18 protein-coding genes are annotated in these 24,675 nt (G+C 70.3%); 9 read left to right on the top strand and 9 right to left on the bottom strand.

Features of this window, described 5'->3' with window-relative positions:
• Positions 1-4 precede the first annotated feature (4 nt).
• Both ACIOHP_RS17030 and ACIOHP_RS17025 read right to left on the bottom strand, forming a co-directional pair.
• Positions 5-1,291: an ADP-ribosylglycohydrolase family protein gene (locus ACIOHP_RS17030; protein WP_401888176.1), complete on the bottom strand. Its 1,287-nt coding sequence runs from the start codon at positions 1,289-1,291 to the stop codon at positions 5-7.
• A complete protein-coding gene (locus ACIOHP_RS17025) occupies positions 1,288-2,379 on the bottom strand; it encodes an ADP-ribosylglycohydrolase family protein (RefSeq protein ID WP_401888173.1) in 1,092 nt (363 codons plus the stop codon). Before ACIOHP_RS17025 ends, ACIOHP_RS17030 begins: the two co-directional genes overlap by 4 nt.
• Positions 2,380-2,649: 270 nt before the next feature.
• Between ACIOHP_RS17025 and ACIOHP_RS17020 the strand changes: the two genes are divergently transcribed.
• The 3 genes from ACIOHP_RS17020 (at position 2,650) to ACIOHP_RS17010 (ending at position 9,804) form a co-directional block, all read left to right on the top strand.
• Complete coding sequence (locus ACIOHP_RS17020) at positions 2,650-3,381, top strand: VIT1/CCC1 transporter family protein (RefSeq protein WP_361545114.1); 732 nt, start codon at positions 2,650-2,652, stop codon at positions 3,379-3,381.
• 371 nt (positions 3,382-3,752) lie between these two features.
• A complete protein-coding gene (gene gltB, locus ACIOHP_RS17015) occupies positions 3,753-8,351 on the top strand; it encodes a glutamate synthase large subunit (protein WP_401888170.1) in 4,599 nt (1,532 codons plus the stop codon).
• On the top strand, positions 8,344-9,804 hold the full coding sequence (locus tag ACIOHP_RS17010) for a glutamate synthase subunit beta (protein ID WP_361545108.1): 1,461 nt from the start codon (positions 8,344-8,346) through the stop codon (positions 9,802-9,804). The genes gltB and ACIOHP_RS17010 overlap by 8 nt, the downstream gene beginning before the upstream one ends.
• Before the next feature lie 119 nt (positions 9,805-9,923).
• Here the strand turns inward: ACIOHP_RS17010 and ACIOHP_RS17005 are convergent, their stop codons facing one another.
• The 3 genes from ACIOHP_RS17005 to ACIOHP_RS16995 form a co-directional block, all read right to left on the bottom strand.
• Positions 9,924-10,514: a calcium-binding protein gene (locus ACIOHP_RS17005; protein ID WP_361545105.1), complete on the bottom strand. Its 591-nt coding sequence runs from the start codon at positions 10,512-10,514 to the stop codon at positions 9,924-9,926.
• Between the two features lie 203 nt (positions 10,515-10,717).
• The gene (gene wecB / locus ACIOHP_RS17000; RefSeq protein ID WP_401888166.1) at positions 10,718-11,884 is read right to left on the bottom strand and encodes a non-hydrolyzing UDP-N-acetylglucosamine 2-epimerase; all 1,167 of its coding nucleotides are present in this window, start codon (positions 11,882-11,884) and stop codon (positions 10,718-10,720) included.
• A 116-nt stretch (positions 11,885-12,000) separates the two neighbouring features.
• Positions 12,001-13,170, bottom strand: a complete 1,170-nt coding sequence (locus ACIOHP_RS16995; protein WP_401888390.1) for a glycosyltransferase — start codon at positions 13,168-13,170, stop codon at positions 12,001-12,003.
• A 521-nt stretch (positions 13,171-13,691) separates the two neighbouring features.
• Here ACIOHP_RS16995 and ACIOHP_RS16990 point away from each other — a divergent pair.
• Complete coding sequence (locus ACIOHP_RS16990; protein WP_401888163.1) at positions 13,692-15,563, top strand: DUF2334 domain-containing protein; 1,872 nt, start codon at positions 13,692-13,694, stop codon at positions 15,561-15,563.
• Positions 15,564-15,574: 11 nt separating this feature from the next.
• A complete protein-coding gene (locus ACIOHP_RS16985) occupies positions 15,575-16,627 on the top strand; it encodes a glycoside hydrolase family 113 (protein ID WP_401888160.1) in 1,053 nt (350 codons plus the stop codon).
• Here ACIOHP_RS16985 and ACIOHP_RS16980 read toward each other — a convergent pair.
• Complete coding sequence (locus ACIOHP_RS16980) at positions 16,624-17,532, bottom strand: chitosanase (RefSeq protein WP_361545093.1); 909 nt, start codon at positions 17,530-17,532, stop codon at positions 16,624-16,626. The two genes, ACIOHP_RS16985 and ACIOHP_RS16980, sit on opposite strands and share 4 nt — an antisense overlap.
• Complete coding sequence (locus tag ACIOHP_RS16975) at positions 17,529-18,443, bottom strand: rhomboid family intramembrane serine protease (RefSeq protein WP_401888156.1); 915 nt, start codon at positions 18,441-18,443, stop codon at positions 17,529-17,531. The genes ACIOHP_RS16980 and ACIOHP_RS16975 overlap by 4 nt, the downstream gene beginning before the upstream one ends.
• Positions 18,444-18,588: 145 nt before the next feature.
• Here ACIOHP_RS16975 and ACIOHP_RS16970 point away from each other — a divergent pair, with 145 nt between their 5' ends.
• On the top strand, positions 18,589-19,317 hold the full coding sequence (locus tag ACIOHP_RS16970) for a VWA domain-containing protein (RefSeq protein WP_361545087.1): 729 nt from the start codon (positions 18,589-18,591) through the stop codon (positions 19,315-19,317).
• Positions 19,318-19,434: 117 nt separating this feature from the next.
• Positions 19,435-21,069: a cytochrome bc complex cytochrome b subunit gene (locus ACIOHP_RS16965; protein WP_401888153.1), complete on the top strand. Its 1,635-nt coding sequence runs from the start codon at positions 19,435-19,437 to the stop codon at positions 21,067-21,069.
• On the opposite strand, the gene ACIOHP_RS16960 is transcribed toward ACIOHP_RS16965, so the two are convergent.
• Entirely contained in the window at positions 21,047-22,045 is a 999-nt protein-coding gene (locus ACIOHP_RS16960; protein ID WP_401888150.1) for an acyl-CoA dehydrogenase family protein, read from the bottom strand. The genes ACIOHP_RS16965 and ACIOHP_RS16960 overlap by 23 nt on opposite strands.
• Positions 22,045-23,184: an acyl-CoA dehydrogenase family protein gene (locus ACIOHP_RS16955; RefSeq protein WP_401888147.1), complete on the bottom strand. Its 1,140-nt coding sequence runs from the start codon at positions 23,182-23,184 to the stop codon at positions 22,045-22,047. The genes ACIOHP_RS16960 and ACIOHP_RS16955 overlap by 1 nt, the downstream gene beginning before the upstream one ends.
• 59 nt (positions 23,185-23,243) lie before the next feature.
• On the opposite strand from ACIOHP_RS16955, the gene ACIOHP_RS16950 reads away from it, so the two are divergent.
• Both ACIOHP_RS16950 and ACIOHP_RS16945 read left to right on the top strand, forming a co-directional pair.
• Complete coding sequence (locus ACIOHP_RS16950; protein ID WP_361545075.1) at positions 23,244-24,029, top strand: SDR family oxidoreductase; 786 nt, start codon at positions 23,244-23,246, stop codon at positions 24,027-24,029.
• Between the two features lie 26 nt (positions 24,030-24,055).
• Positions 24,056-24,670 carry a TetR/AcrR family transcriptional regulator gene (locus ACIOHP_RS16945; RefSeq protein ID WP_361488305.1) on the top strand — a complete coding sequence of 205 codons (615 nt, stop codon included), beginning with the start codon at positions 24,056-24,058 and terminating at the stop codon, positions 24,668-24,670.
• Positions 24,671-24,675 lie beyond the last annotated feature (5 nt).

The raw sequence follows: 24,675 nt of genomic DNA, 5'->3' as shown, positions 1-24,675 counted from the left end.
CGAATCATCCTCCCGGTGTGGCCGGTTGCGTGGCTTCCAGGAGTTCGGCGAGTTCTACGAGGTCGGTGCCGGTGAGCCGGGGCAGGGCGCAGCCGGAGAGGGTGCGGCAGGCGTCCCGCCAGGTGGCGGGGATCGCCTGTCCGCCGCCCAGCGCGCCGGTGAGGGCGCCGGTCAGGGCGGGGGCCGAGTCGGCGACCCGGGAGAGACAGGCCGCCGCCGGTACGGCTTCCGCGATCCGGCCGTCCGCCGCGGTGGCCAGGGCCAGGGCCACCGGGACCGTTTCGGCCGCGGCGATGCCGTAGCTGTAGACGTGGTCGACGATCTGGTGTTCCAGGAGGGGGATCAGGGCGAAGGCGTTCTCGGCGTCGTGGGCCAGCTTGAGGGCGTGGCGGGCGTTGCGGCCGATCTCGGTTCCCTCGGGGAGTTCGGTGAGGGCGGTCGCGACGCAGGTGTGGATGTCGGCGCCGGTGAGGGCGAGGGAGAGGGCCGCGGCCATGGCTCTCGCGCCGTGCACGCCGTCGCCGTCCTGGGTGTAGCGGGCGTCGAACTCGGCCAGGTCCGCGGCGCGTCGGGGGTCGCCGGGGTGGGCCGCGGCGAGGACGCAGGCGCGGACGCAGGCCGCGTCGTCGAAGTAGTGGGGGTTGTCGTGGCCGGTGGCGGGTGGGCGCAGGCCGGTGGCGAGGTTGCCGAGGCCCGCTCTCACCGAGATGCGGGCGCGCAGGGGGAGTACGGCGGACTCGATCTCGGGGGCGCGGTTCGCCGCGGCGGCGACCTCGCTGGCGAGGGCGTTCCAGGTGAGGTCGATCGCGGCTCTGGCGCGGCGTTCCCGGCTGAGGTCGCCCAGGGCGGTGTCGTCGCCGGCCCGGAGGAGGGCCTCCGCGGCGAAGGCCGCCCATTCCGCGTCGTCCGAGGGGCCGAGGCGGAGGGGCTCGGGGGGTTGGTTCAGGGCGATGGGGACGGGGAGGGTCGTCGTCGCGTTCTGTTCGGCGAAGGTGTCGAGTTCGCGGGTCAGGCGGCGGGTCCAGTCCGGCATGCGGGCGGCGCGGTGCCTGGCGGCGGGCCAGCCGGCGGCGTCGCCTGCGGCGAGTCCGAGGAGGAGACCTTCGATACGCCGGGGGCGGGCGGGGTTGCCGGCCGATGCAGTCGCCCCCGCCGCCCCTACCCGTTCCCGTCCTCCAGGGGCTGCCGCCCCTTCGACCCCGCCCCCAGGGGGCTCCGCCCCCTGGACCCCCGTCGGCCCTGAAGGGGCCTCGTCCTCAAACGCCGGACAGGCTGAAAGATGTGCGCTCATCGGGTCGCCCCCGGCTCTTCGTCCGCCGCCAGCGTGAACGCCGTCGGGTCCGGGGGCGGCCAGGGGGTCTCGGGTGCGGGGGCCGCTCCTCGTACCGCCTCCGTCAACCGGTCCGCCACGTCCAGTACGTGATGGCCCGCCATCGCCGGGAGGCAGCTGCCGCGGGCCGGGCCGATCGCCGCCGCCCAGTCCGCCGGGATCGCGGACGCGCCCTTCGTCGCGCCGGCCAGGGCCCCGGCCACCGCTGCCGTCGTGTCCGCGTCCCTGCCCATGTTCACGGCGGTCAGGACCGCGTCCACGAAGTCGCCGTCGGCTGCCGCGTACGCGCCGAAGGCCAGGGCGACCGCCTCGGGGGCCAGGTCGGTCCACGGGTAGCCGCCGATCACCACGGCCGAGCGGACCGCGCGTTCGCCCCGGTGGGCCACCGCCACCGCACGGCGCAGCGACCTCGCCGTCCAGGAGTCGTCCGGGACCACCGCCAGCGCCGAGGCCACCACCGCGATCGAGGGGGCGCCCGCCATCGCCGCCGCCACGCCCGCCGCGACCGCCTGGCCGCCGTAGATGCCCTCACCGTCGTGGCTCACCGAGCCGTCGATCGCCACCAGCCGTGCCGCCTCCGCCGGGCGCCCCGCCGCGAAGACGCCGAAGGGGGCCGCCCGCATGGCCAGGCCGTCGCTCCAGGCGTGGCGGTGCTGGGCCGAGATGGGTGCCGCCAGCCCTCTGCGGAGGTTCTCCAGGGTGCCGCGTTCGCTGAAGCCGGCGCCCCGGAACGGACCCTCGTCCCGGTCCGCGATCCACTCGTGCCACGCCGCCTCCACATGGGACGGCGTCAGAGCCGAGCCGTGGCGGGCCAGGAGCAGCCCCGAGAAGATCGCGTACTCCGTGTCGTCCGTGCCCGCCGGGGTCTCGGCCACGTATCCCGTGATGCGGCCCCAGCGGGCCCGGATCTCCGAGGGCTTCATGTTCTCCGCCGGAGCGCCCAGGGCGTCGCCCACGGCCAGGCCCAGCAGTGCGCCGCGGGCCCGCTCGCGGAGTCCGGCGGCGTCCCCGGGTGCCGGGACCGAGGGAATGCAGGCGATGGATGCCATACGCGGCCTCTCCTACAGAGGCTCCGCACAGGGCGCGGGGCCTTTGCGGATGTGTCCCACCGGCACACGTCACCAGAGCATCAGAGGCCCCTGCGTCACCCGGTCGACATCTGAGCGACCTACTGATCGTATGCGCATTCGACGGTAAACCCGCAGGTTAGCCCAGCCTTTCCTTGCTGGCGGGCAGGAATTTCAGCACCTAGAGTCTGGTTGTCGATAATTAGAACTAGTCCAAACTTAGCTTTGGCTCAGCTTACTGGGGGATCCCGCATGGCCATCATCGAGACCGAGGCGCCACTGCACGAGGCGCACCGTGACAACCACACGCACCGGGATGTGAACGGGGGGTGGCTGCGGCCCGCCGTCTTCGGGGCGATGGACGGGCTCGTCTCGAACCTCGCCCTCATGACCGGTGTCGCCGGCGGGGCCGTCGGGCAGCAGGCCATCGTACTGACGGGTCTTGCCGGGCTCGCCGCCGGCGCCTTCTCCATGGCCGCCGGTGAGTACACCTCCGTCGCCTCGCAGCGCGAGCTCGTCGAGGCCGAGCTGGATGTCGAGCGGCGCGAGCTCCGCAAGCATCCGCAGGACGAGGAGGCCGAGCTCGCGGCCCTCTACGAGGCCCGGGGTGTCGAGCCCCGGCTCGCCCGCGAGGTGGCCAGGCAGTTGTCGCGGGATCCCGAGCAGGCGCTGGAGATCCACGCGCGCGAGGAGCTCGGGATCGATCCCGGAGACCTGCCGTCGCCGCTCGTCGCCGCCGTGTCCTCGTTCGGCGCTTTCGCGCTGGGGGCCCTGCTTCCCGTACTGCCTTATCTGCTGGGTGCCACCACGCTGTGGCCCGCCCTGCTGCTCGCGCTGGCCGGGCTCTTCGCCTGCGGTGCCGTGGTGGCCAAGGTGACCGCGCGGAGCTGGTGGTTCAGCGGACTGCGGCAGCTCACGCTCGGTGGTGCCGCGGCCGGTGTGACGTACGCCCTGGGCAGTCTCTTCGGAACGGCCGTAGGATAGGTCGACTGGAACTTATGCGTTGGGCCGCATAAGTAGCCGTTACTCACTGGTTTCGAATGCTTAACCACTGGGCATGAGCCGTAAGCGCTGTGGGCAATGACGCCTGCCGCGCATCCGCGAGGTGGGCGACGACGCTCCCCCCGCCCCCTGGGCCGATGGACACCGATCTGTCCTGTTCGGTCCCACATACTTCGAGCCACGTCCGCGACACCCGCTTCGCGACCCCGTGGCGTCCGCATGTTGGAACGGGGTATCCGGTTCCCGAGATCCGCTCCATCATGTAACCTGCACGAAATTTTGCGCACACGCAGAGGGCCAACGTCGTCCCTCGGCACGCAGATATGCCACTTGAGACGACGACGGGAGAGCCGATGCGTACGCCGCGCCAGCCGTCCCAGCACTCCGGGAATGGCCAGAAGTGGTCCTTCATGGATGCTCGCCCTGCTGCGCAGGGTATGTACGACCCCCGCAACGAAAAGGACGCCTGTGGCGTCGGTTTCGTGGCCACCCTCACCGGCGAGGCGAGCCATGCGCTGGTCGAGCAGGCGCTGACCGTTCTGCGCAACCTGGAGCACCGCGGTGCCACCGGCTCCGAGCCCGACTCGGGTGACGGCGCGGGCATCCTGACCCAGGTCCCGGACGCGTTCTTCCGTGAGGTGGCCGAATTCGAGCTGCCCGAGGCCGGTGCGTACGCCGTCGGTATCGCCTTCCTGCCGGAGGACGGCACCGAGGACGCCATCGCGCAGATCGACGCCATCGCCGCCGAAGAGGGCCTCACCGTCCTCGGCTGGCGTGAGGTTCCCGTCGCGCCCGGACTCCTCGGCGCCACCGCGCGCTCGACCATGCCCGCCTTCCGCGAGCTCTTCGTCGCCGACGGCACCAGCGCCGGCATCGACCTCGACCGCAAGGCGTTCGTGCTGCGCAAGCGCGCCGAGCGCGAGGTCGACGTCTACTTCCCGTCGCTCTCCGCGCGCACGATCGTCTACAAGGGCATGCTGACCACCGGCCAGCTCGAGCCCTTCTTCCCGGACCTGTCCGACCGCCGCTTCGCCTCGGCCGTCGCCCTCGTCCACTCGCGCTTCTCCACGAACACCTTCCCGTCGTGGCCGCTCGCGCACCCCTACCGCTTCGTCGCGCACAACGGTGAGATCAACACCGTCAAGGGCAACCGCAACTGGATGGTCGCCCGCGAGTCGCAGCTCGTCTCCGACCTGTTCGGCAACGACGACAAGGCCCTCGAGCGCGTCTTCCCGGTGTGTACGCCGGACGCCTCCGACTCGGCGTCCTTCGACGAGGTGCTCGAACTGCTCCACCTCGGTGGACGTTCGCTGCCGCACTCCGTGCTGATGATGATCCCGGAGGCGTGGGAGAACCACGACTCCATGGACCCGGCCCGGCGCGCGTTCTACCAGTTCCACGCCACGATGATGGAGCCCTGGGACGGCCCGGCCTGTGTCACCTTCACCGACGGCGTCCAGGTCGGCGCGGTGCTCGACCGCAACGGTCTGCGCCCCGGCCGCTACTGGGTCACCGACGACGGCCTCGTCGTCCTCGGCTCCGAGGTCGGCGTCCTCGACATCGACCCCGCCAAGGTCGTCCGCAAGGGCCGCCTCCAGCCCGGCAGGATGTTCCTCGTCGACACCGCCGAGCACCGCATCATCGAGGACGACGAGATCAAGGCGCAGCTCGCCGCCGAGGCCCCCTACGCGGAGTGGCTGGAGGCCGGCGAGATCGAGCTCTCCGACCTGCCCGAGCGCGAGCACATCGTGCACACCCACGCCTCGGTCACCCGCCGCCAGCAGACCTTCGGCTACACCGAGGAAGAGCTGCGCATCATCCTCGCGCCGATGGCCAAGACCGCCGGCGAGCCCCTCGGTTCGATGGGTACGGACTCGCCGATCGCCGCGCTGAGCGAGCGCCCGCGTCTCCTCTTCGACTACTTCACCCAGCTGTTCGCGCAGGTCACCAACCCGCCGCTGGACGCCATCCGCGAGGAGCTCGTCACCTCGCTGCGCTCCTCGCTGGGCCCGCAGGGCAACCTGCTGGAGCCGACCGCCGCGTCCTGCCGGACCGTCACCCTGCCCTTCCCGGTCATCGACAACGACGAGCTGGCCAAGCTCATACACATCAACGCCGACGGCGACATGCCCGGCATGAAGGCCGCGACGCTCTCCGGCCTCTACCGGGTCTCCGGCGGCGGTGACTCCCTCGCCGCACGCATCGACGAGATCTGCACCGAGGCCGACGCCGCCATCGACAACGGCGCCCGGCTGATCGTCCTGTCCGACCGGCACTCCGACGCCGAGCACGCGCCGATCCCGTCGCTGCTGCTCACCGCCGCCGTCCACCACCACCTCATCCGCACCAAGCAGCGCACCGAGGTGGGTCTGCTGGTCGAGGCCGGTGACGTCCGCGAGGTCCACCACGTCGCCCTGCTGATCGGCTTCGGCGCCGCGGCCGTGAACCCGTACCTGGCGATGGAGTCCGTCGAGGACCTCGTCCGCGCCGGCACCTTCCTCTCCGACATCGAGCCCGAGCAGGCCATCCGCAACCTGATCTACGCGCTGGGCAAGGGCGTCCTGAAGGTCATGTCCAAGATGGGCATCTCGACCGTCGCCTCCTACCGCGGCGCCCAGGTCTTCGAGGCCGTCGGTCTCGACAGCGCGTTCGTCGAGAAGTACTTCAACGGCACGGCCACCAAGATCGGCGGCGTCGGCATCGACGTCATCGCCAAGGAGGTCGCCGCCCGGCACGCCAAGGCGTACCCGGCGTCCGGCATCGCGCCGGCCCACCGCGCCCTGGACATAGGCGGCGAGTACCAGTGGCGCCGCGAGGGCGAGCCGCACCTGTTCGACCCGGAGACGGTCTTCCGCCTCCAGCACTCGACGCGCACCAACCGCTACGACATCTTCAAGAAGTACACGGACCGCGTGAACGAGCAGTCCGAGCGCCTGATGACGCTCCGCGGCCTGTTCGGCTTCAAGTCGGACCGCCGGCCGATCTCCGTCGACGAGGTCGAGCCGGTCTCCGAGATCGTCAAGCGCTTCTCCACCGGCGCCATGTCGTACGGCTCCATCTCCAAGGAGGCGCACGAGACCCTCGCCATCGCCATGAACCAGCTGGGCGGCAAGTCCAACACCGGTGAGGGCGGCGAGGACGCGGACCGGCTGTACGACCCGGCGCGCCGGTCCAGCATCAAGCAGGTCGCCTCCGGCCGCTTCGGTGTGACCTCCGAGTACCTGGTCAACGCGGACGACATCCAGATCAAGATGGCCCAGGGCGCCAAGCCCGGTGAGGGCGGTCAGCTGCCCGGCCACAAGGTCTACCCGTGGGTCGCCAAGACGCGTCACTCGACGCCGGGCGTGGGCCTCATCTCCCCGCCGCCGCACCACGACATCTACTCCATCGAGGACCTGGCCCAGCTGATCCACGACCTGAAGAACGCGAATCCGCAGGCGCGGATCCACGTGAAGCTGGTCTCCGAGGTCGGCGTCGGCACGGTCGCCGCGGGTGTCTCCAAGGCGCACGCGGACGTCGTCCTCATCTCGGGCCACGACGGCGGTACGGGCGCCTCCCCGCTGACGTCGCTGAAGCACGCCGGTGGCCCCTGGGAGCTGGGCCTCGCCGAGACCCAGCAGACGCTGCTGCTCAACGGCCTGCGCGACCGCATCGTCGTGCAGACCGACGGCCAGCTCAAGACCGGCCGTGACGTCGTCATCGCCGCGCTGCTCGGCGCCGAGGAGTTCGGTTTCGCGACCGCGCCGCTCGTCGTCTCCGGCTGCGTCATGATGCGCGTCTGCCACCTGGACACCTGCCCGGTCGGCATCGCCACCCAGAACCCGACGCTCCGCGACCGGTTCACGGGCAAGGCCGAGTACGTCGTGAACTTCTTCCAGTTCATCGCCGAAGAGGTCCGCGAGATCCTCGCCGAGCTGGGCTTCCGCTCCATCGAGGAGGCCGTCGGCCACGCCGAGACCCTCGACGTGGAGCGGGCCGTCAACCACTGGAAGGCGCAGGGCCTGGACCTGTCCCCGCTCTTCTACGTGCCCGAACTGCCCGAGGGCGCCCCGCTGCACCAGGTCATCGAGCAGGACCACGGCCTGGAGAAGGCGCTCGACAACGAGCTCATCAAGCTCGCCGCCGACGCCCTCGCCGCGTCCAGCGCCACCGACGCCCAGCCGGTGCGCGCCCAGGTCGCCATCCGCAACATCAACCGCACGGTCGGCACCATGCTCGGCCACGAGGTGACGAAGAAGTTCGGCGGTGCGGGCCTGCCCGAGGACACCATCGACATCACCTTCACCGGCTCCGCGGGCCAGTCCTTCGGCGCCTTCCTGCCGCGCGGTGTCACGCTGCGCCTGGAGGGCGATGCCAACGACTACGTCGGCAAGGGCCTCTCCGGCGGCCGGGTCATCGTCCGTCCCGACCGGGGCGCCGACCACCTCGCCGAGTTCTCGACGATCGCGGGCAACACGATCGCCTACGGCGCGACCGGCGGCGAGCTGTTCCTGCGCGGTCGTACCGGTGAGCGCTTCTGCGTCCGCAACTCCGGTGCGCTGGTGGTCTCGGAGGGCGTGGGCGACCACGGCTGCGAGTACATGACCGGCGGTCACGCGGTGGTCCTGGGCGAGACGGGCCGTAACTTCGCGGCCGGTATGTCCGGCGGCGTCGCGTACGTCATCGACCTGGACCGCGACAACGTCAACGTCGGCAACGTGAACGCCGTGGAGGCGCTGGACGAGGCCGACAAGCAGTGGCTGCACGACGTGGTGCGCCGCCACGCCGAGGAGACGGGCTCCACGGTCGCCGAGAAGCTGCTCGTCGACTGGGACACGTCCGTGGCGCGCTTCAGCAAGATCATCCCCAGCACGTACAAGGCAGTGCTCGCCGCCAAGGCCGCCGCCGAGCAGGCCGGTCTCTCCGAGACCGAGATCACCGAGAAGATGATGGAGGCGGCGATCAATGGCTGACCCGAAGGGCTTCCTGAACCACGGGCGCGAGGTCGCCAAGTCCCGCCCCGTCGACGTACGCCTGAAGGACTGGAACGAGGTCTACGTCCCCGGCTCCCTGCTGCCGATCATCAGCAAGCAGGCCAGCCGCTGCATGGACTGCGGTATCCCGTTCTGTCACAACGGCTGTCCGCTGGGGAACCTCATCCCCGAGTGGAACGACTACGCCTACCGCGAGGACTGGGCGGCCGCGAGTGAGCGTCTGCACGCGACCAACAACTTCCCGGAGTTCACCGGTCGCCTCTGCCCGGCTCCCTGCGAGTCGGCGTGTGTGCTCGGCATCAACCAGCCGGCCGTGACCATCAAGAACGTCGAGGTCTCGATCATCGACAAGGCGTGGGACAGCGGTGACGTCGAGCCGCAGGCCCCGGAGCGGCTGTCGGGCAAGACCGTCGCGGTCATCGGTTCGGGCCCCGCGGGCCTGGCCGCCGCCCAGCAGCTCACGCGGGCCGGCCACACCGTCGCCGTCTACGAGCGCGCCGACCGCGTCGGCGGTCTGCTGCGCTACGGCATCCCCGAGTTCAAGATGGAGAAGCGGCACATCAACCGCCGTATCGAGCAGATGCGCGCGGAGGGCACCCGCTTCCGTACCGGTATCGAGATCGGCCGCGACCTCAAGGCGACCGACCTGCGCAAGCGGTACGACGCCGTCGTCATCGCCGCCGGTGCGACGACCGCCCGTGACCTCCCGGTCCCCGGTCGCGAGCTCAAGGGCGTCCACCAGGCGATGGAATACCTGCCGCTGGCCAACAAGGTGCAGGAGGGCGACTTCGTGGCGCCTCCCATCACCGCCGAGGGCAAGCACGTCGTGGTCATCGGCGGTGGCGACACCGGCGCCGACTGCGTGGGCACCGCCCACCGCCAGGGCGCGGCCTCCGTCACACAGCTGGAGATCATGCCCCGCCCCGGCGAGGACCGGGCGCCGAACCAGCCCTGGCCGACCTTCCCGATGCTGTACAAGGTCACGTCCGCGCACGAGGAGGGCGGCGAGCGGGTCTACTCCGTCTCCACCACCCACTTCGAGGGCGACGAGGACGGCAACGTCCAGTGGCTGCACCTCAGCGAGGTCGAGTTCATCGACGGCAAGCTGACCTCGAAGCCGGGCACGGAGCGCAAGATCCCCGCCCAGCTGGTCACGCTCGCGATGGGCTTCACCGGCACCGACCGGGAGAACGGTCTGGTCGAGCAGTTCGGCCTGGAGCTCGACGAGCGCGGCAACGTCGCCCGCGACGCCGACTTCCAGACCAATGTCCCCGGTGTGTACGTCGCCGGTGACGCGGGCCGCGGCCAGTCCCTCATCGTGTGGGCGATCGCGGAGGGCCGCTCGGCCGCCCGTGGCGTCGACCGCTTCCTGACCGGTGCCAGCGAACTGCCGGCCCCGATCCGTCCGACGGACCGTTCCCTGATGGTCTGACGGTTCGTCAAAAGGCCTTGACCGGCCTCGAAGAACGTCCCGTACAAAGGCGTACGGAACACTGACGGCGCCTGCCTTCCCAGTCCCCGACCGGACGGATGGCGGGCGCCGTCGCATGCTCAGGAAGCGTCGAGCCCCTCGAACTCCACCGTGGCGTCCTCGGTGTAGGCGCCCACCCGGCCCTGGAGATAAGGGCGTTCGGCGTCGGTGAAGCTCACGAGCGGCTTTCCGGCCACCTCCACGGTGAGCGCCGGCCCCTTCTGCTCCACCCGCACCGACGACCAGTCGCCCACCGGGAACTCCTCGTGCCCCGTGGCCAGGAAGCGCTGCCCGCCCGGATACGCCGGGTCCCGTTTGCCGAGCTCCCAGCCGTTCGGCTTGAGGGTGATGTAGTAGAAGTGCTCCGGGTCCGTGTACGCCCAGACCAGCCAGGGCACTTCCCACGGGTTCGGGTGCGGGGTGCGCAGCTGCTCGACCGTGCGCATCCGTGCCTCGAAGCCCAGGTCGTCGTAGGACGCGGTGCTGACGACGAGCCCGGCATGGGTGGTGCCGGGGTCCTCGGCGGGCATCGGGGACAGCGACAGCGAGTCGTCGTCGCCGGTGTTGGTGCCGTGGCCGTTGAACACGGAGGTCCAGCGGCCGTGGGTGGAACCGTCGGACCAGGGGGCGGTCTGTCGTGGCTCCGGGTCCGAGTCGCACTGGCTCACCATGACGGACAGTCCGATCGCCAGTGTGAGAGCCAGTGCGACTCCGGCCAGGATCCGGCTCCTGCGCCCCGGCCCCGACGGAAGCTCCGGCGCGGGCCCCGGTGGACGCGCCGACGGAGGCCCGGACCGGGGCCCCGACCGGGGCCCCGTCCGAAGTCCTCGCGGAAGCAGGGGGATCCGTCGGCGCGAGCGCAGGAGTGACGGCGTCATGCCGTCGAGTATGGCCCGGATGCCGTGAGGCCGACCGGGACATCGGCGGCGAAGTCCTCGGCCAGTTGGTCCAGGATCCGGCGCGCGGCCCGGCCGTCGCCGAACGGATTGCCCGCGCTCGCCATCCGCCGGTACTCCAGCGGATCGTCGAGGAGCTTCTCCGCCCAGGCCACGATGGTCTCCGGGTCCGTGCCGACCAGCCGGGCCGATCCGGCCTCGACCGCCTCGGGCCGCTCGGTGGTCGTCCGCAGCACGAGCGAGGGCTTGCTGAGACTGGGGGCCTCCTCCTGGATGCCGCCGGAGTCGGTGAGGACGAGGTCGCACTCGGCCAGGGTCGCGGCGAAGTCCAGATAGCCGAGCGGTTCGACGAGCGAGACGCCCTGGTGACCGTCGAGTTCGGGCAGCAGCACCTCCCGCACGGCCGGGCTCTTGTGCAGCGGCAGCACGATCTCCACGTCCCCCCGCCGGGCGAGCCGGGCCAGCGCCCGTCCCATGCCGCGCATCCGTTCGCCCTGGTTCTCCCGGCGGTGCAGGGTGACCAGGATCCGCTTGGGGCCCGTGGTGTGGAACGCGGAGCCTCCGGTGCCCTCGGCGAGCACCCACAGCAGGTTGTCGATCACCGTGTTGCCGGTCGTGAACACCTGCTCCTCGGGGACGCCCTCGTCGGTCAGATGGCGGGCCGCGGCCGGGGTGGGGGCGAAGTGCCAGCGGGCGATACGGCCGATGAGGCTGCGGTTGAGCTCCTCCGGGAACGGGTTGTCGATGACGCCGGTGCGCAGTCCGGCCTCCACATGGGCGACCGGGATCTTCTCGTAGAAGGCGGCCAGGGCACCGGCCAGCGCGGTCGTGGTGTCCCCCTGCACCACGACCAGGTCGGGTCGTTGCTCGCGCATGGCCCCGCCGAGCTCCCCGACCAGCCGGGCGGTGAGGTCGGACAGCTGCTGCCGGCTGCGCATCACGTCCAGCGCGATGCGTACGTCGACGCACAGCATGCCGAGCATCTGGTGGAGCATCTCGCGGTGCTGGCCGGTGGTGACGACGATCGGCTCGAACTGCGGGCTCGCGGCCATCGCCCGCGCCACGGGCGCCAGTTTGATGGCTTCCGGCCGGGTGCCGAGCACGAGCATGGCGCGTACGGGCATGACAGACGGAGATGTGGACATGGGTGCCCCCCTTGGGCATGCGTGATCGGCGCAGCGACCACGTCGAGGGTGATGAGAGAGGTACGACGAGCAGGAGACGAGGACCCGCGCGGGGATCGGGCGCGGCCTGAATGTCCTCAGGTGCGTGCGGTCTTCAGCCAGCCCCGCTGGCCGGTGAGCATCCGCCAGAACCCCCACCAGCCGGCGAAGAACCAGATGTAGCCGTAGAAGACGAAGACATGGGCGAGCAGGACCGAGCGCACCAGGCCCAGCTCCCGCTCACGCTTGGCATAGATGAAGCCGTACGCGTAGGCGGCGGTGAACGAGAGCAGATACGGGCCGAGCAGCCACATGGGCGAGACGAGCGACTGTCCCGCCTGGACGGAGGCCACCGTGGTGGCGCCGACGGCGACGAGGAAGGACAGCGGCAGCAGCGAGGTGAGCAGGATGAGCACCGGGCTGGAGAGGTGGTAGAGCAGGTCGAGTGCGGCACGGGTCGGGACGTCCCTGAGGATGAGCGGGACGAGATTGGCCGACTGGAGGTGGCCCTGGAACCAGCGGGATCGCTGGCGGATCAGGCGCCGCAGGCTGAGCACGGCCTGCTGGGAGACCGCGGCGGTGGTGCAGTGCTGGTTGGTCCAGCCCTTGGCGATCAGCCGTACCCCGAGGTCGAGGTCCTCGGTGAGGCTGTCGCTCCAAGGGCCGTCCCCGTCCAGGGTGTTGAGCGCCGACAGCCGCATGAACTGCCCGTTGCCGCCCATGCCCACGCTGCCGATGGAGCGGCGTGCGCTCTGGAAGACGTCGCCGTAGACCACGAACTCCATGTCCTGCATGCGGGCGAGCAGCCCGAGATGCCGGTTGTACATACGGACGCAGATCTGGACCGCGCCCGTTCTCGGATTGTCGAAATACGGGTCGACCGACTGCACGACATGCGGGTCCAGCCGTCCGTCCGCGTCGACCACGCACAGGACCACGTCTTCCGGGTCGTGACCGGCGAGCAGACCGGATTCCCGCAGGTGACGTACGCCGTCGTTGAGTGCGGCGCCTTTGCCTTTACGGGCATTCGGCGGAGTGCGCCGGTGCAGTCGGACCACGGTCGGATCGGCGGCCAGCGCGATCTGCGAGGTGCGGTCGTCCGAACCGTCATCGATCACCAGTGCCATAAAATTCCGGGCAGGCAGCGAAGTGATCCGTGCCAGGCTTTCGGAAAGCACTTTCTCCTCGTTGAGGCAGGCGAGAAGAAATACATAGAACCGGTCTCTCCGGTCTGTTCGAGAACGGCGAATTCTGCGCCTCGACAGCATAAAGAGGCTGGTGTTGTAGCAGCCGGCCATAATGATCAAAGTGATGCTCGACCACAGGAGCAGCTCAGTGATCATGGCTGCTCCCGGCGGTGGCCTGCGCTTTTCGTGCCTGGTGGCGCAGCCGTATCCGGGCCAGCAGTATCAGACAGGCGGTCAGGCAATAGAGCAGGAATCCGGCCCCGGCCGTTGCCTGTAAGGTTTTGGCCAAAGGTAGCCCTGGCACGGCTTCTGGCGCGGCCATCGCCCCTGCCAGAGGCAGCAGAGCCCCCAGGGCGGGTCGTCCGTACATTGTCCCCCCACACATTTCACAGCGCGTCCCCATCGCGCGAAGGTGAACGTAGCAGACGTCGGGGGTGACTCAGAGGGTTAATCAGAAAAAGGGCATGTCCGATCTTCTGGTGTCGTCTCCTGGTACTGCAGGAATTCACCCTTCAAGTCATTGACACCCCTCGTGGCCGTCATAAGAATCAGTGACTTCCTATTGTGAAAAACCTTTGCCAAGGATTGGCAAAGTGGGGGGAATGACAGTGAGACCAGTGATCTGTACCCGGAGACGGCGAATCCCGAAGTTCTCCGTGCTCCTGCTGCTCGTCGCCGCCCTGCTCAGCGGCACTTTCCTGGCCGCGGGCGCCCAGGCCGCCCCGGGCGGGGACCGGCCCGGCCGCGAGAACGTCGGCGGCGCATCCGGACTGAGCCGCGTCGATCTCAAGAGCTGGGCGAAGTCCCAGCTCAAGGCCGACCGGGCACGCCACACGAAACAGCGCCGGAAGCCCTCGGCGACCACCCTCTCGACCGCGACCGCCTTCCCGGTCCGGACCGCCTCGGCCGTGACCCGGCAAGCCGCGCTGCTACAGGCCGCCGACGTCGCCGCCGCGGCCGACCCGACCACCCTCGTCCTCTACGACACCGCGGGCCCCTACGGGCAGTTGGGCGAGCTGTACGCCATGGCCGCGGCCAACCTGGCGGGCCACTTCGGCGCCGTGACCGCCAAGCCCGTCCAGCAGTACACCGCCGGCATGGTCGACTCGTACTCGGCCGTGGTCTACATCGGCTCGACCTACTACTGCTGCGACACCCCGGACGCCATCCCGGCCGCCTTCTACCAGGACGCCTCCACCACGACCAAGCCCGTGATCTGGATGGGTGCCAACATCTGGAACATGGCGAACTCCGTCGGCGTACCCCAGTTCACGCAGAAGTACGGCTGGGACCCGACGACGTCGTACTACGAGGACGGCGGTTCGATCGGCACCGTGACACAGGTGACGTACAAGAACCAGGCCCTCACCCGGAAGGTCCCGGCGGGCCAGGACGGCGGGGTGCTGCGCCCCAACGTCCTCACCGGACCCGGCTATCCCGCCGTCACCAGGGTCGCGGAGGGCCTGGACACCTCCAACGCCCACACCTTCGGGTGGGCCGTGCGGTCGTCCAACCTGACCTACATCGGTGAGATCCCGTTCGCGTACGTCTCCGAGAGCGACCGGATCATCGTCCTGGAGGACCTCCTCTTCGACGCCCTCGCGCCGGCCACCACCGAACGGCACCGCGCGCTCCTGCGCCTGGAGGACATCAGCCCCGACTCGGAACCCTCCGAACTGCGGGCGATGGCCGACCTGTTGAAGGCGGAGAACATCGCCTACGGCATCAACGTGATCCCCGTCTACACCGACCCCAACGGCACCTACAACAACGGGGTCCCCGAGACGGTCACCCTCGCCCAGCGGCCGCAGGTGGTCAGCGCCCTGAAGTACATGCTGGCCCGGGGCGCGGTCCTCATGAACCACGGCTACACCCACCAGTACGGCACCGTCGCCAACCCCTACAACGGCGTCACCGGCGACGACTTCGAGTTCTACCGGGCCCACGTCGACGCCTCCGACAACGTCGTCTACGACGGGCCGGTCGCCGGGGACTCCACCGCCTGGGCACAGGGCCGGGTGACCAGCGCGCTCGCCGCGTTCACCGCCGCGGGGCTGCCGAAGCCCACGCTGTGGACCACCCCGCACTACGCGGCATCGGCCACCGACTACCGGGTGTTCGGCGCCAACTACGCGGCCCGACTGGAGCGTTCGCTGTACTTCTCCGGAACGCTCAGCGGCAACTCCGCCGGACCCAACGTGTTCATCGGCCAGTTCTTCCCGTACGTGGTGCGGGACGTGTACGGCACCAAGGTGCTGCCCGAGAACATCGGCAACTACGAGCCGGACGCGTACAACAACCATCCGCCACGGCTGCCGGCCGACCTCATCGCCTCGGCCAGGGCCAACCTGGCCGTCCGGGACGGCTTCGCCAGCTTCTTCTACCACCCGTACTTCCCGACCCAGCCGCTCAAGGAGACGATCGACGGCATCGAGGCCCTGGGCTACACCTTCGTCAGCCCGACGAGCCTGTGAGGACACCGCTCATGAAGGGGAGGACCGTCGCCGCTGCCGCGGTGGCGGTCCTCCTCGCCGCCGGCTGCACGACCACGAAGGCCTCCAGCGACGCCGGCGGCAAGGAGGCGACCTCGACGATGCGCGGCATCACCCTGCCGTCCTGGTACCGCACCGACTACGACAGCCCCGCCGCCGACCGCTATCTGCGGGACATCCGGGCGACCGGCGCCCGCTGGGTCACCTTCACCCCGACCTGGTACCAGCAGCGGCGCACCGACACGGTCATGCGCCCCACCGAGGAGACCGCGAGCGACGCGAGCCTGGAACGGATCGTGCGCCGTGCGCACGCGGCCGGCCTCAAGGTGATGATCAAGCCGCACGTGGACCTGCCCGGCGACGCCGACCGCGCCGAGATCCGCCCCCGCGACAGCTCGGCCTGGTTCACCGCCTACCGCCGTTTCCTCACCCACTACGCCGGCATCGCGGCCGACACGGGCGCCGAACGGCTCGCGGTGGGCACCGAACTCGCCGGGGTCTCCGGCGACACCGAGGCCTGGACCAGGGTCGTCGACACCGTCCGCGACCACTACGACGGCTCCCTGACCTACGCCGCCAACTACGACGAGTACCGCGGGATCCACTTCTGGAAGGAACTCGACCTCATCGGCATCGACGCCTACTGGCCGCTGTCCGGCAGACCCACCGCCGACACCGCCCGTCTGCGCCGCGCCTGGCAGCCGATCGTCGAGGAGCTCGCCGCGTTCGCCCGGCGCCAGGACCGGCGGATCCTGTTCACCGAGGCGGGCTACGTCAGCCAGCGCGGCTCCACCACCGCGCCGTACGCCTGGGACCTCAGCGACCGCGGCGGGGAGGCCGAACAGGCCGCCGCCTACCGGGCGTTGCTGGAGACGTTCACGGGCCGCGAGTGGTGGGCCGGGGTGTGCTGGTGGATGTGGGACGACTGGCCGGACAGCGGCGAGACCCCCGCGAAGCTGGCGTACACCCCGCACGGCAAACCGGCCGAGCGGGTGCTGCGGGAGACGTGGGGCGCGTCCCGCGAAGCCCCCGAGGGGGCCTCCTAAGGCACCCTGAAGGTCTCCCCGTACACCTGCCACGTCAGCGGCGTACCCAGGTCCAGCTTCCCGTCGTACAGGAACCGCCGTTGCGCGGTGTCGACGCGGGACGTGTCGATGTCCCCGTGCCGGGTGCGCATGGCCTGCTCGCGGATGTCGAGGAAGATGTCGAGGTAGGCCTTCTCGGAGCCGCCCTCGGAGGGCGGGTCGGCCTCGTGGATCGCGCGTTCGCGCAGGCCGTAGAAGCTGGTGGCGTTGGTGCCGGGCCCGTGGAAGACCATGGCGTCGTAGTAGACGAACTGGCCCAGCGTCCCCAGACCGTCCAGCTTGGCGAGGCGGACCGCGGGGTCGAAGTAGACGCGGTCGCGTTCCTCGTCCTGGGCCTGCCGGAAGGCCGCCACCTCGGCCTCCGCCTTCCACGCCTTCGTGAAGCCGGGGTCCAGGCCCTCGTGGGAGTCCGTGCCGTCGACCTCGCGCAGGGCGGGCAAGTAGCGGGCCAGACCGTTGTCCGGGTGGGCCTTCGTGTAGCGCTCGACCAGGGTGAGCAGGTCGTGGGTCCCGGTGCAGAAGCCGATGATGCCGGCCGTGTAGCCCTGGCCGTCCCCGATGTCCTCGATGTAGCCGTAGGCGGAACGCCAGTCGAGGGTGGAGTTCTCGGCGCTCGCCACGATCTGCTGGGCCAGCTCCTTCTTGGCGGGCGCGGACAGCCCGGCCGGCAGGCCGGCGATCGCCTCGTCGTCCGCCGCCCGTTCCTCCTCGGCGCGGCTCTTGGCCTCCTCGAGCGCCCGCTGCGAGGCGGACACCGACGGCTGTCCCGGGGTGTCGGCGGAGTCCGTGGGGGCGAGCAGGTAGGCCGCCGCCGTGATGACGACGGGTACGGCCGCGAACAGCACAACGGTCCTTGCTCGTTTCACCGGGTCAGCTCCGAGACTTTCGCGATCGACAGGACCACGAGCAGCGCCAGCAGCGCCACACAGGCGACCGACTGGATCAACCCGCGCCGTGGTCCGCGGGGAGCATACGCGTACGACAGTGTCACGGCGCCGCCCGTGAGCAGGCCGCCGAGGTGGCCCTCCCACGAGGTGAAGGTGGCGGAGGCCACGAGCCACACGAGCAGGAAGACCATGAGGCGGTTGACCGCCCCCATGTCCGCGCCCACCCGGCGGGCCAGGACGTAGTACGCCGCCCCCAGGCCGAAGATCGCCCCCGAGGCGCCCACGGCACCCTCCCCCGGGGCGGCGATCAGGAGCACCGCGACCGAACCGCCGACCGTCGACAGAAGGTACAGCGCCAGATAGCGGACCCGGCCCAGCATCGGCTCCACGACCCGGCCGAGCTGCCACAGCGACCACATGTTCATCACGATGTGCATCAGGCCGAACGTTCCCGCAGTGGGCTCCAGGTGCAGGAAGCCGCTGGTCAGCAGCCGCTCCCACTGCCCTGCCACCACGCCCTCCGCGTGGAAGTCCGACGGGTAGGAGGACTGGTAGACGTAGTGGCCGCCGTCCGGGCCCACCAGACCGGCGGTCAGCATCGAGAAACGGTCCACGATCTCCGGGCGGATCACCTCGCCGAGGTAGGCCAGGACATTGAGCCCGATCAGGACGTACGTCACCAGCGGCACCGCCGACACCCGCCCGCCGACGACCGTCCGGGCCTGGCGCACGGACCGCGCGCCCTCCTTCACGCACTCCACGCACTGGTGGCCGACGGCCGCCTCGCGCATGCAGTCCGGGCAGATGTACCGCTCGCAGCGGGTGCAGCGGACATGGGACTCCACCTGGGGATGGCGGTAACAGGTGGTGACGGCGGACTCGGGTTCCACGGCCGGCTCCTAGGGGCAAGGGACGATCGATGAGCCGGTTGGTACGGCGGCGAACAAAATAGCGAACGCCTGGGGACAGGGCGAGCGGCGGGCCTCCCGTGACGTACGCTCGGCACGTCCAAGGGGGCGGCAAGGGGGAGCTGGGATGTCCGCGATCAGTCTCACCAAGGTGGAGGAGACCGCGCCCGCGCTGGTCAGCCTCTACAAGAGCGCAGGGGTCTCGCTGCGCAAGCACGGGCTGGACGGGCTGCGGGCCGCGGTCTACCTCGTCGTCGACTACTCCGGGTCCATGAAGCCGTACTACAAGGACGGCAGTGTGCAGGCGCTCGCCGACCGGGTGCTCGGACTGTCCGCGCACCTGGACGACGACGGCACCGTGCCGGTGGTGTTCTTCTCCACCGAGGTCGACGCCGAGACCGAGATCGCGCTCGCCGACCACCAGGGGCGGATCGAGCGGATCGTGGCCGGGCTCGGGCACATGGGCAAGACCAGCTACCACCTGGCCATGGACGCGGTCATCGACCACTACCTCGACAGCGGCTCGCGGGCACCCGCCCTCGTCGTCTTCCAGACCGACGGCGGCCCGATCAACAAGCTCGCCGCCGAGCGGTACCTGTGCAAGGCGGCGAAGCTCCCGCTGTTCTGGCAGTTCATCGGGTTCGGGGACACCAGGAGCAAGCAGTTCGACTATCTGCGCAAGCTCGACGAACTGGCCGTCCCGGACAAGCGGGTCGTCGACAACGCCGGGTTCTTCCACGCCGGTGCGGAGCCGCGGAAGGTGTCCGACAGCGAGCTGTACGACCGGATCGTCGGGGAGTTCCCGAAGTGGCTGGTGGCCGCGCGAGCGCAGGGGATCATCCCGCCGGGCGCCTGAACCGGGCGCCGGCCGGGGCGCGTGCGCGGGAGTCCCTCGCGAGGCCGCTCCCGCCGTTGGCTTAGCCGCGTCGTCGTGCCACTCTGAAAGGTGATCCGACGAGAGAGGCGACGGCCTATGGACGGCGCGCGATCGGTGGACGAGGCGCGGGGACGGACCCCCGCGAAGGGCGAGAAGATCGCCGACTGGGCGGACGGGCGGCTCGGCCTGTACGGGCTGGCCAAGGCCAACATGCGCAAGGTCTTTCCCGACCACTGGTCCTTCATGCTCGGCGAGATCTGCCTCTACAGCTTCCTCGTCATCATCCTCACCGGCATCTATCTCACCCTGTTCTTCGAGCCCAGCGGCGTCGAAGTCGTCTACCACGGCTCGTACGAGCCCCTCAACGGCATCGTGATGACCCGGGCGTTCGAGTCCACGCTGGACATCAGCTTCGATGTGCGCGGCGGGCTGCTGATCCGGCAGATCCACCACTGGGCGGCACTGGTCTTCGTCACCGGGATGCTCGTGCACATGATGCGGGTGTTCTTCACCGGCGGGTTCCGCAAGCCCCGCGAACTCAACTGGGTGTTCGGCTGGACCCTGTTGATGCTCGGCATCCTCACCGGACTGACCGGCTACTCCCTCCCCGACGACCTGCTGTCCGGCACCGGCATCCGCTTCGCGCAGGGCGCGATCCTGTCGGTCCCGATCATCGGGACGTATCTCTCCTTCTTCCTGTTCGGCGGGGAGTTCCCGGGCCACGACATCATCCCGAGACTGTTCCCGATCCATGTCCTGCTGCTGCCGGGGATCATGCTGGGCCTGGTGGTCGCCCATCTCATCCTGGTCTTCGTCCACAAGCACACGCAGTATCCGGGTGCCGGCCGGGACGAGAAGACGGTCGTCGGGATGCCGTTCATGCCGGTGTACGTGGCCAAGGCGGGCGGCTTCTTCTTCCTCGTCTTCGGCGTGCTGGCCCTGATGGGCGGGCTCGCCCAGATCAACCCCGTGTGGGCGTTCGGCCCCTACCGTCCGGACCTGGTCACCACCGGCGCCCAGCCCGACTGGTATCTCGGCTTCTCCGAGGGACTGATCCGGGTGATGCCGGGATGGGAGATCAGCGCCTGGGGCCACTCCCTGGTGCTGGGTGTCTTCATCCCCTTCTCGCTCTTCCCGCTGATCCTGCTCGCCATCGGCGTCTATCCCTTCGTCGAGGCGTGGATCACCGGCGACAAACGCGAGCACCACATCCTGGACCGGCCGCGCAACGTCCCCGTGCGCACCGGCCTCGGCGTGGCCTGGCTGAGCCTGTACGTCGTCCTGCTGATCGGCGGCGGCAACGACATCGTGGCCACGCATCTGCATCTGTCCATCAACGCGATCACCTGGTTCGTGCGGATCTCCGTCTTCGTCGTGCCCGTGCTCGCGTTCATCGTGACGAAGCGGGTCTGTCTGGGGCTTCAGCGCCGGGACCGGGACAAGGTGCTGCACGGCCGGGAGTCGGGCGTCATCAAGCGGCTGCCGCACGGGGAGTACGTCGAGATCCACGAACCCCTCGCGCAGGACCAGCTGCACACCCTCACCCAGCACGAGCAGAACCCGCCGTACGAGATCGGACCGCTCGTCGACGCGAACGGTGTGCGGCGGCCGGTCACGGTCTCCCAGCGGGTGCGGGCGCGGCTGGCGTACGCGATGTTCGGGCCCGAGACGCGGATTCCCAAGCCGACGGCGGAGGAGTACCGGCAGATCAGCAGCGGCGACCACCACTGAGGACGGCGGCCCGGCACTCGTCCGGGCTGCCCCAGGCGGTCCGCAGGGCGCGGGCCTTGGTCAGCCACAGCGACAGGTCGTACTCCGCCGTGTACCCGATCGCGCCGTGCAGCTGGAGCGCGGTACGGGCGGTGGTGTACGCCGCCTCGCACGCGGTGACCTTCGCGGCGGCGACGTCCTCCGGGGCCATGGTCAGGGCGGCGCCCAGGAGCAGGGGACGGGCGAACTCCAGGGCGACCTCGGCGTCGGCGAGGCGATGCTTCACGGCCTGGAACGAGCCTATGGGGGTGCCGAACTGGGTGCGCTGCCTGACGTAGGAGACGGTCCGGTCGAGGAGCGCGAGGCCGACGCCGAGGGCCTGGGCGGCGGTGGTGAGGCGGGCCAGCAGCAGGGCGGGGGCGAGGGACGCCGGGTCGGTGGCGAGGAGTTCGCCGTGGCGGGGGTCGGCCGGGAAGAGGCGGCGGGCGGGGTCGAGGGAGGGGAGCGGGGGGCCGGGTGGGGGAGCCAGGCGAAGCTCGGTGGGGGTGACCGCGCCAGGACCGCTGAGGGGCGGGGAGATCGTCAGCCGTAGGTCGGCCATGTCCGCGTCCAGTGCGTACGGTCCCGTGGTCAGGGTTGCCGCCGCTTCGCCCGAGGCCAGCGCGGGCAGCCAGCGTTTCGCCGGGCCCTGGTCGTCCAGTCCCGCCAGCAGTGCCGCCGCCGCGACCGTCTCCACCAGCGGGCCGGGCACCGCGTGCCGGCCCAACTCGACGAAGGCCAAGGTGAGTTCCACGGGCCGCAGGCCCAGGCCCTCATGCGCCTCCGGAACCGCCAGCGCGAAGACCCCCGCCTCCGCGACCCGCGCCCACAGCGCGCGTCCCCTCGCGTGGTCGCCCCGGCTCCAGGCCCGTATCACCGCCGGGGTGTCCGCGGCGGTCAGCATCGCGTCCACCGAGGCGCTGAAGGCACGCTGCTCGGCGTCCACGAGGAACCTCATCACCGGCGTCCCTTCGGCAGGCCGAGCAGGCGCTCGGCGATGATGTCGCGCTGGATCTCGTTGGTGCCCGCGTAGATGGGGCCGGCGAGGGAGAAGACGTAGCGCTCGGACCAGTCGGTGTCCGCCAGCTCGCCCTCGGGGCCGAGGAGATCCAGGGCCGTCTCCGTCAGCGCGATGTCGTACTCCGACCAGAAGACCTTGTTGAGGCTGGACTCCGGGCCCAGTGCCGCGCCGTCCAGGACGCGGGAGGCCGCCGCGAAGGTGAAGAGCCGGTAGGCGCGGGCTCCGATCAGCGCGTCCGCCACCCGGTCGCCGGTCCGCGCCGGGCTGCCCTGGGCCTCCCACAGACGGTGCAGACGGTCCGCGGCGGCCAGGAAACGGCCGGGGGAGCGGAGCTTCAGCCCCCGTTCGTTGCCCGCCGTCGACATCGCTATCCGCCAGCCCTGCCCCGGCTCCCCGATCACGTCCTCGTCCGGCACGAACACCTCGTCGAGGAAGAGTTCCGCGAAGGCCGGCTTGCCGTCCAGGCGGGCTATCGGGCGGACCGTGACGCCCGGCGCACGCAGGTCGAACATCAGGTACGTCAGACCCTGGTGCGGCTTCGGGGTGTCCGGGTCGCTGCGGAACAGGCCGAACGCGCGGTCCGCGAAGGCCGCCCGCGACGACCACGTCTTCTGCCCGCTCACGCGCCAGCCGCCCTCCGTACGGACCGCCTTCGAGCGCAGGGACGCCAGATCCGAACCGGCCTCCGGCTCCGACCACGCCTGCGCCCAGACCACCTCGCCACCGGCCATCGACGGCAGCACACGCGCCCGTTGCTCCCGCGTGCCGTGGTCGAAGAGGGTCGGTGCGAGCAGGCTGACGCCGTTCTGGTTGACGCGTCCGGGGGCGCCCGCCGCGTAGTACTCCTCCTCGAACAGCAGCCATCGGACCAGCCCCGCGTCCCGGCCGCCGTACGCCGTCGGCCAGTCGACCACCGACCAGCGGTCCGTGGCCAGTTCGGCCTCCCACGCGCGGTGCGCCGCGAAGCCCTCCGCGGTCTCCAGGGAGGGCAGCGGCTCGGACGGCACATGGGCGGTCAGCCACGCGCGGGCCTCGGCCCGGAAGGCCTCCTCTTCCTGTGTGAAGGCGAGGTCCATCGGCAACAGCCCTTCGACGGCGCTTCCCTAACAAGTGTTTGGTAGGTTAGCGTGGCCCTATGACAGGCGTCGAGACTCCGGCGTACGAGCCAGGGCACGCACTGCTGAGCGGGCGCACCGCCGTCATCACCGCGGCGGCCGGCGCCGGCATCGGCGGCGCCACCGCGCGGCGGTTCCTGGAGGAGGGCGCGCGGGTGCTGATCAGCGACGCGCACCCGCGGCGGCTCAAGGAGTACGAGACCGAGCTCGGGCGGGACTTCCCGGGCGCGGTGACGGCCCTGCCGTGCGATGTCACCGACGAGTCCCAGGTGCGGACCCTGTTCGACACCGCCGTGGCGGACCACGGACGGCTGGACGTCGTCGTCAACAACGCCGGGCTCGGCGGGACCGCACCTCTCGTCGACATGTCCGACGACCAGTGGTCCCGCGTCCTGGACGTCACGCTGACCGGCACCTTCCGCTGCACCCGGGCCGCGCTGCGGCTGATGCGGGACGCCGGCACCGGCGTCATCGTCAACAACGCCTCCGTCATCGGCTGGCGCGCCCAGGCGGGACAGGCGCACTACGCCGCCGCGAAGGCGGGCGTGATGGCGCTGACCCGGTGCGCGGCCCTGGAGGCCGCCGAGTTCGGGGTGCGCGTCAACGCGGTGGCGCCGAGCCTCGCCATGCACCCGCACCTCGCGAAGGTGACCACACCGGAGCTGTTGGAGGAGCTGACCGCGCGGGAGGCGTTCGGGCGGTACGCCGAACCCTGGGAGGTGGCCAACGTGATCGTGTTCCTGGCGTCCGGCTACTCCTCGTACATGACGGGCGAAGTCGTCGCCGTCAGCAGCCAGCACGCCTGACGAGGAGAGCGTCCACAATTGATGCCGTGCCGACCAAGAAGAAGCCGCAGGTGACCCCCGCCGCGCCCGCCCGTCGCCGGGAACTCCTCGACACCGCAGCCGAGGTCTTCGCCGAGCAGGGCTACAACGCCACCACCGTCCGCAAGATCGCGGACCACGCGGGCATGCTCGCGGGCAGCCTCTACTACCACTTCGACTCCAAGGAGTCGATGCTCGAGGAGATCCTGCGGACCTTCCTCGACGAGCTCTGGGACGGCTACGACACCGTCCTGGCCGCCGAACTCGGGCCCCGCGAGACGCTGGAGGCCCTGGTCACCGAGTCCTTCCGGGAGATCGACCGGCACCGCGCCGCCGTCGCGATCTACCAGAAGGAGAGCAGACAGCTGGTCGCGCAGGAGCGGTTCGTCTTCCTCGCCGAGTCGCAGCGCAAGTTCGAGAAGGCGTGGCTGTCCACGCTGGAGCGCGGGGTCGCGGCCGAGGTGTTCCGCGCCGACCTCGACGTCCGGCTCACCTACCGGTTCGTGCGCGACACCGTCTGGGTCGCCGCGTCCTGGTACCGGCCCGGCGGACAGCACAGCCCGGAGGAGATCGCCCGGCAGTACCTGTCGATGGTGCTGGACGGGATCGCCGTACGTACGTGACTCAT

The organism is Streptomyces sp. NPDC087859 (genome assembly GCF_044742595.1).
Classification (GTDB): Bacteria; Actinomycetota; Actinomycetes; order Streptomycetales; family Streptomycetaceae; genus Streptomyces; species Streptomyces canus_F.
This window is presented reverse-complemented; position numbering and strand designations above follow the sequence as displayed.

What these genes read in the sequence shown, in the direction of transcription:
- gltB (WP_401888170.1), top strand. Translation starts at nt 3,753, where the DNA reads ATGCGTACGCCGCGCCAGCCGTCCCAGCACTCCGGGAATGGCCAGAAG.
- ACIOHP_RS16960 (WP_401888150.1), bottom strand. Translation starts at nt 22,045, where the DNA reads ATGAGGTTCCTCGTGGACGCCGAGCAGCGTGCCTTCAGCGCCTCGGTG.
- ACIOHP_RS16990 (WP_401888163.1), top strand. Translation starts at nt 13,692, where the DNA reads ATGACAGTGAGACCAGTGATCTGTACCCGGAGACGGCGAATCCCGAAG.
- ACIOHP_RS17010 (WP_361545108.1), top strand. Translation starts at nt 8,344, where the DNA reads ATGGCTGACCCGAAGGGCTTCCTGAACCACGGGCGCGAGGTCGCCAAG.
- ACIOHP_RS17005 (WP_361545105.1), bottom strand. Translation starts at nt 10,514, where the DNA reads ATGGTGAGCCAGTGCGACTCGGACCCGGAGCCACGACAGACCGCCCCC.
- ACIOHP_RS16950 (WP_361545075.1), top strand. Translation starts at nt 23,244, where the DNA reads ATGACAGGCGTCGAGACTCCGGCGTACGAGCCAGGGCACGCACTGCTG.
- ACIOHP_RS16970 (WP_361545087.1), top strand. Translation starts at nt 18,589, where the DNA reads ATGTCCGCGATCAGTCTCACCAAGGTGGAGGAGACCGCGCCCGCGCTG.
- ACIOHP_RS16995 (WP_401888390.1), bottom strand. Translation starts at nt 13,170, where the DNA reads ATGCTGTCGAGGCGCAGAATTCGCCGTTCTCGAACAGACCGGAGAGAC.
- ACIOHP_RS16965 (WP_401888153.1), top strand. Translation starts at nt 19,435, where the DNA reads ATGGACGGCGCGCGATCGGTGGACGAGGCGCGGGGACGGACCCCCGCG.
- ACIOHP_RS17030 (WP_401888176.1), bottom strand. Translation starts at nt 1,291, where the DNA reads ATGAGCGCACATCTTTCAGCCTGTCCGGCGTTTGAGGACGAGGCCCCT.
- ACIOHP_RS16985 (WP_401888160.1), top strand. Translation starts at nt 15,575, where the DNA reads ATGAAGGGGAGGACCGTCGCCGCTGCCGCGGTGGCGGTCCTCCTCGCC.
- ACIOHP_RS17025 (WP_401888173.1), bottom strand. Translation starts at nt 2,379, where the DNA reads ATGGCATCCATCGCCTGCATTCCCTCGGTCCCGGCACCCGGGGACGCC.
- ACIOHP_RS16955 (WP_401888147.1), bottom strand. Translation starts at nt 23,184, where the DNA reads ATGGACCTCGCCTTCACACAGGAAGAGGAGGCCTTCCGGGCCGAGGCC.
- wecB (WP_401888166.1), bottom strand. Translation starts at nt 11,884, where the DNA reads ATGTCCACATCTCCGTCTGTCATGCCCGTACGCGCCATGCTCGTGCTC.
- ACIOHP_RS17020 (WP_361545114.1), top strand. Translation starts at nt 2,650, where the DNA reads ATGGCCATCATCGAGACCGAGGCGCCACTGCACGAGGCGCACCGTGAC.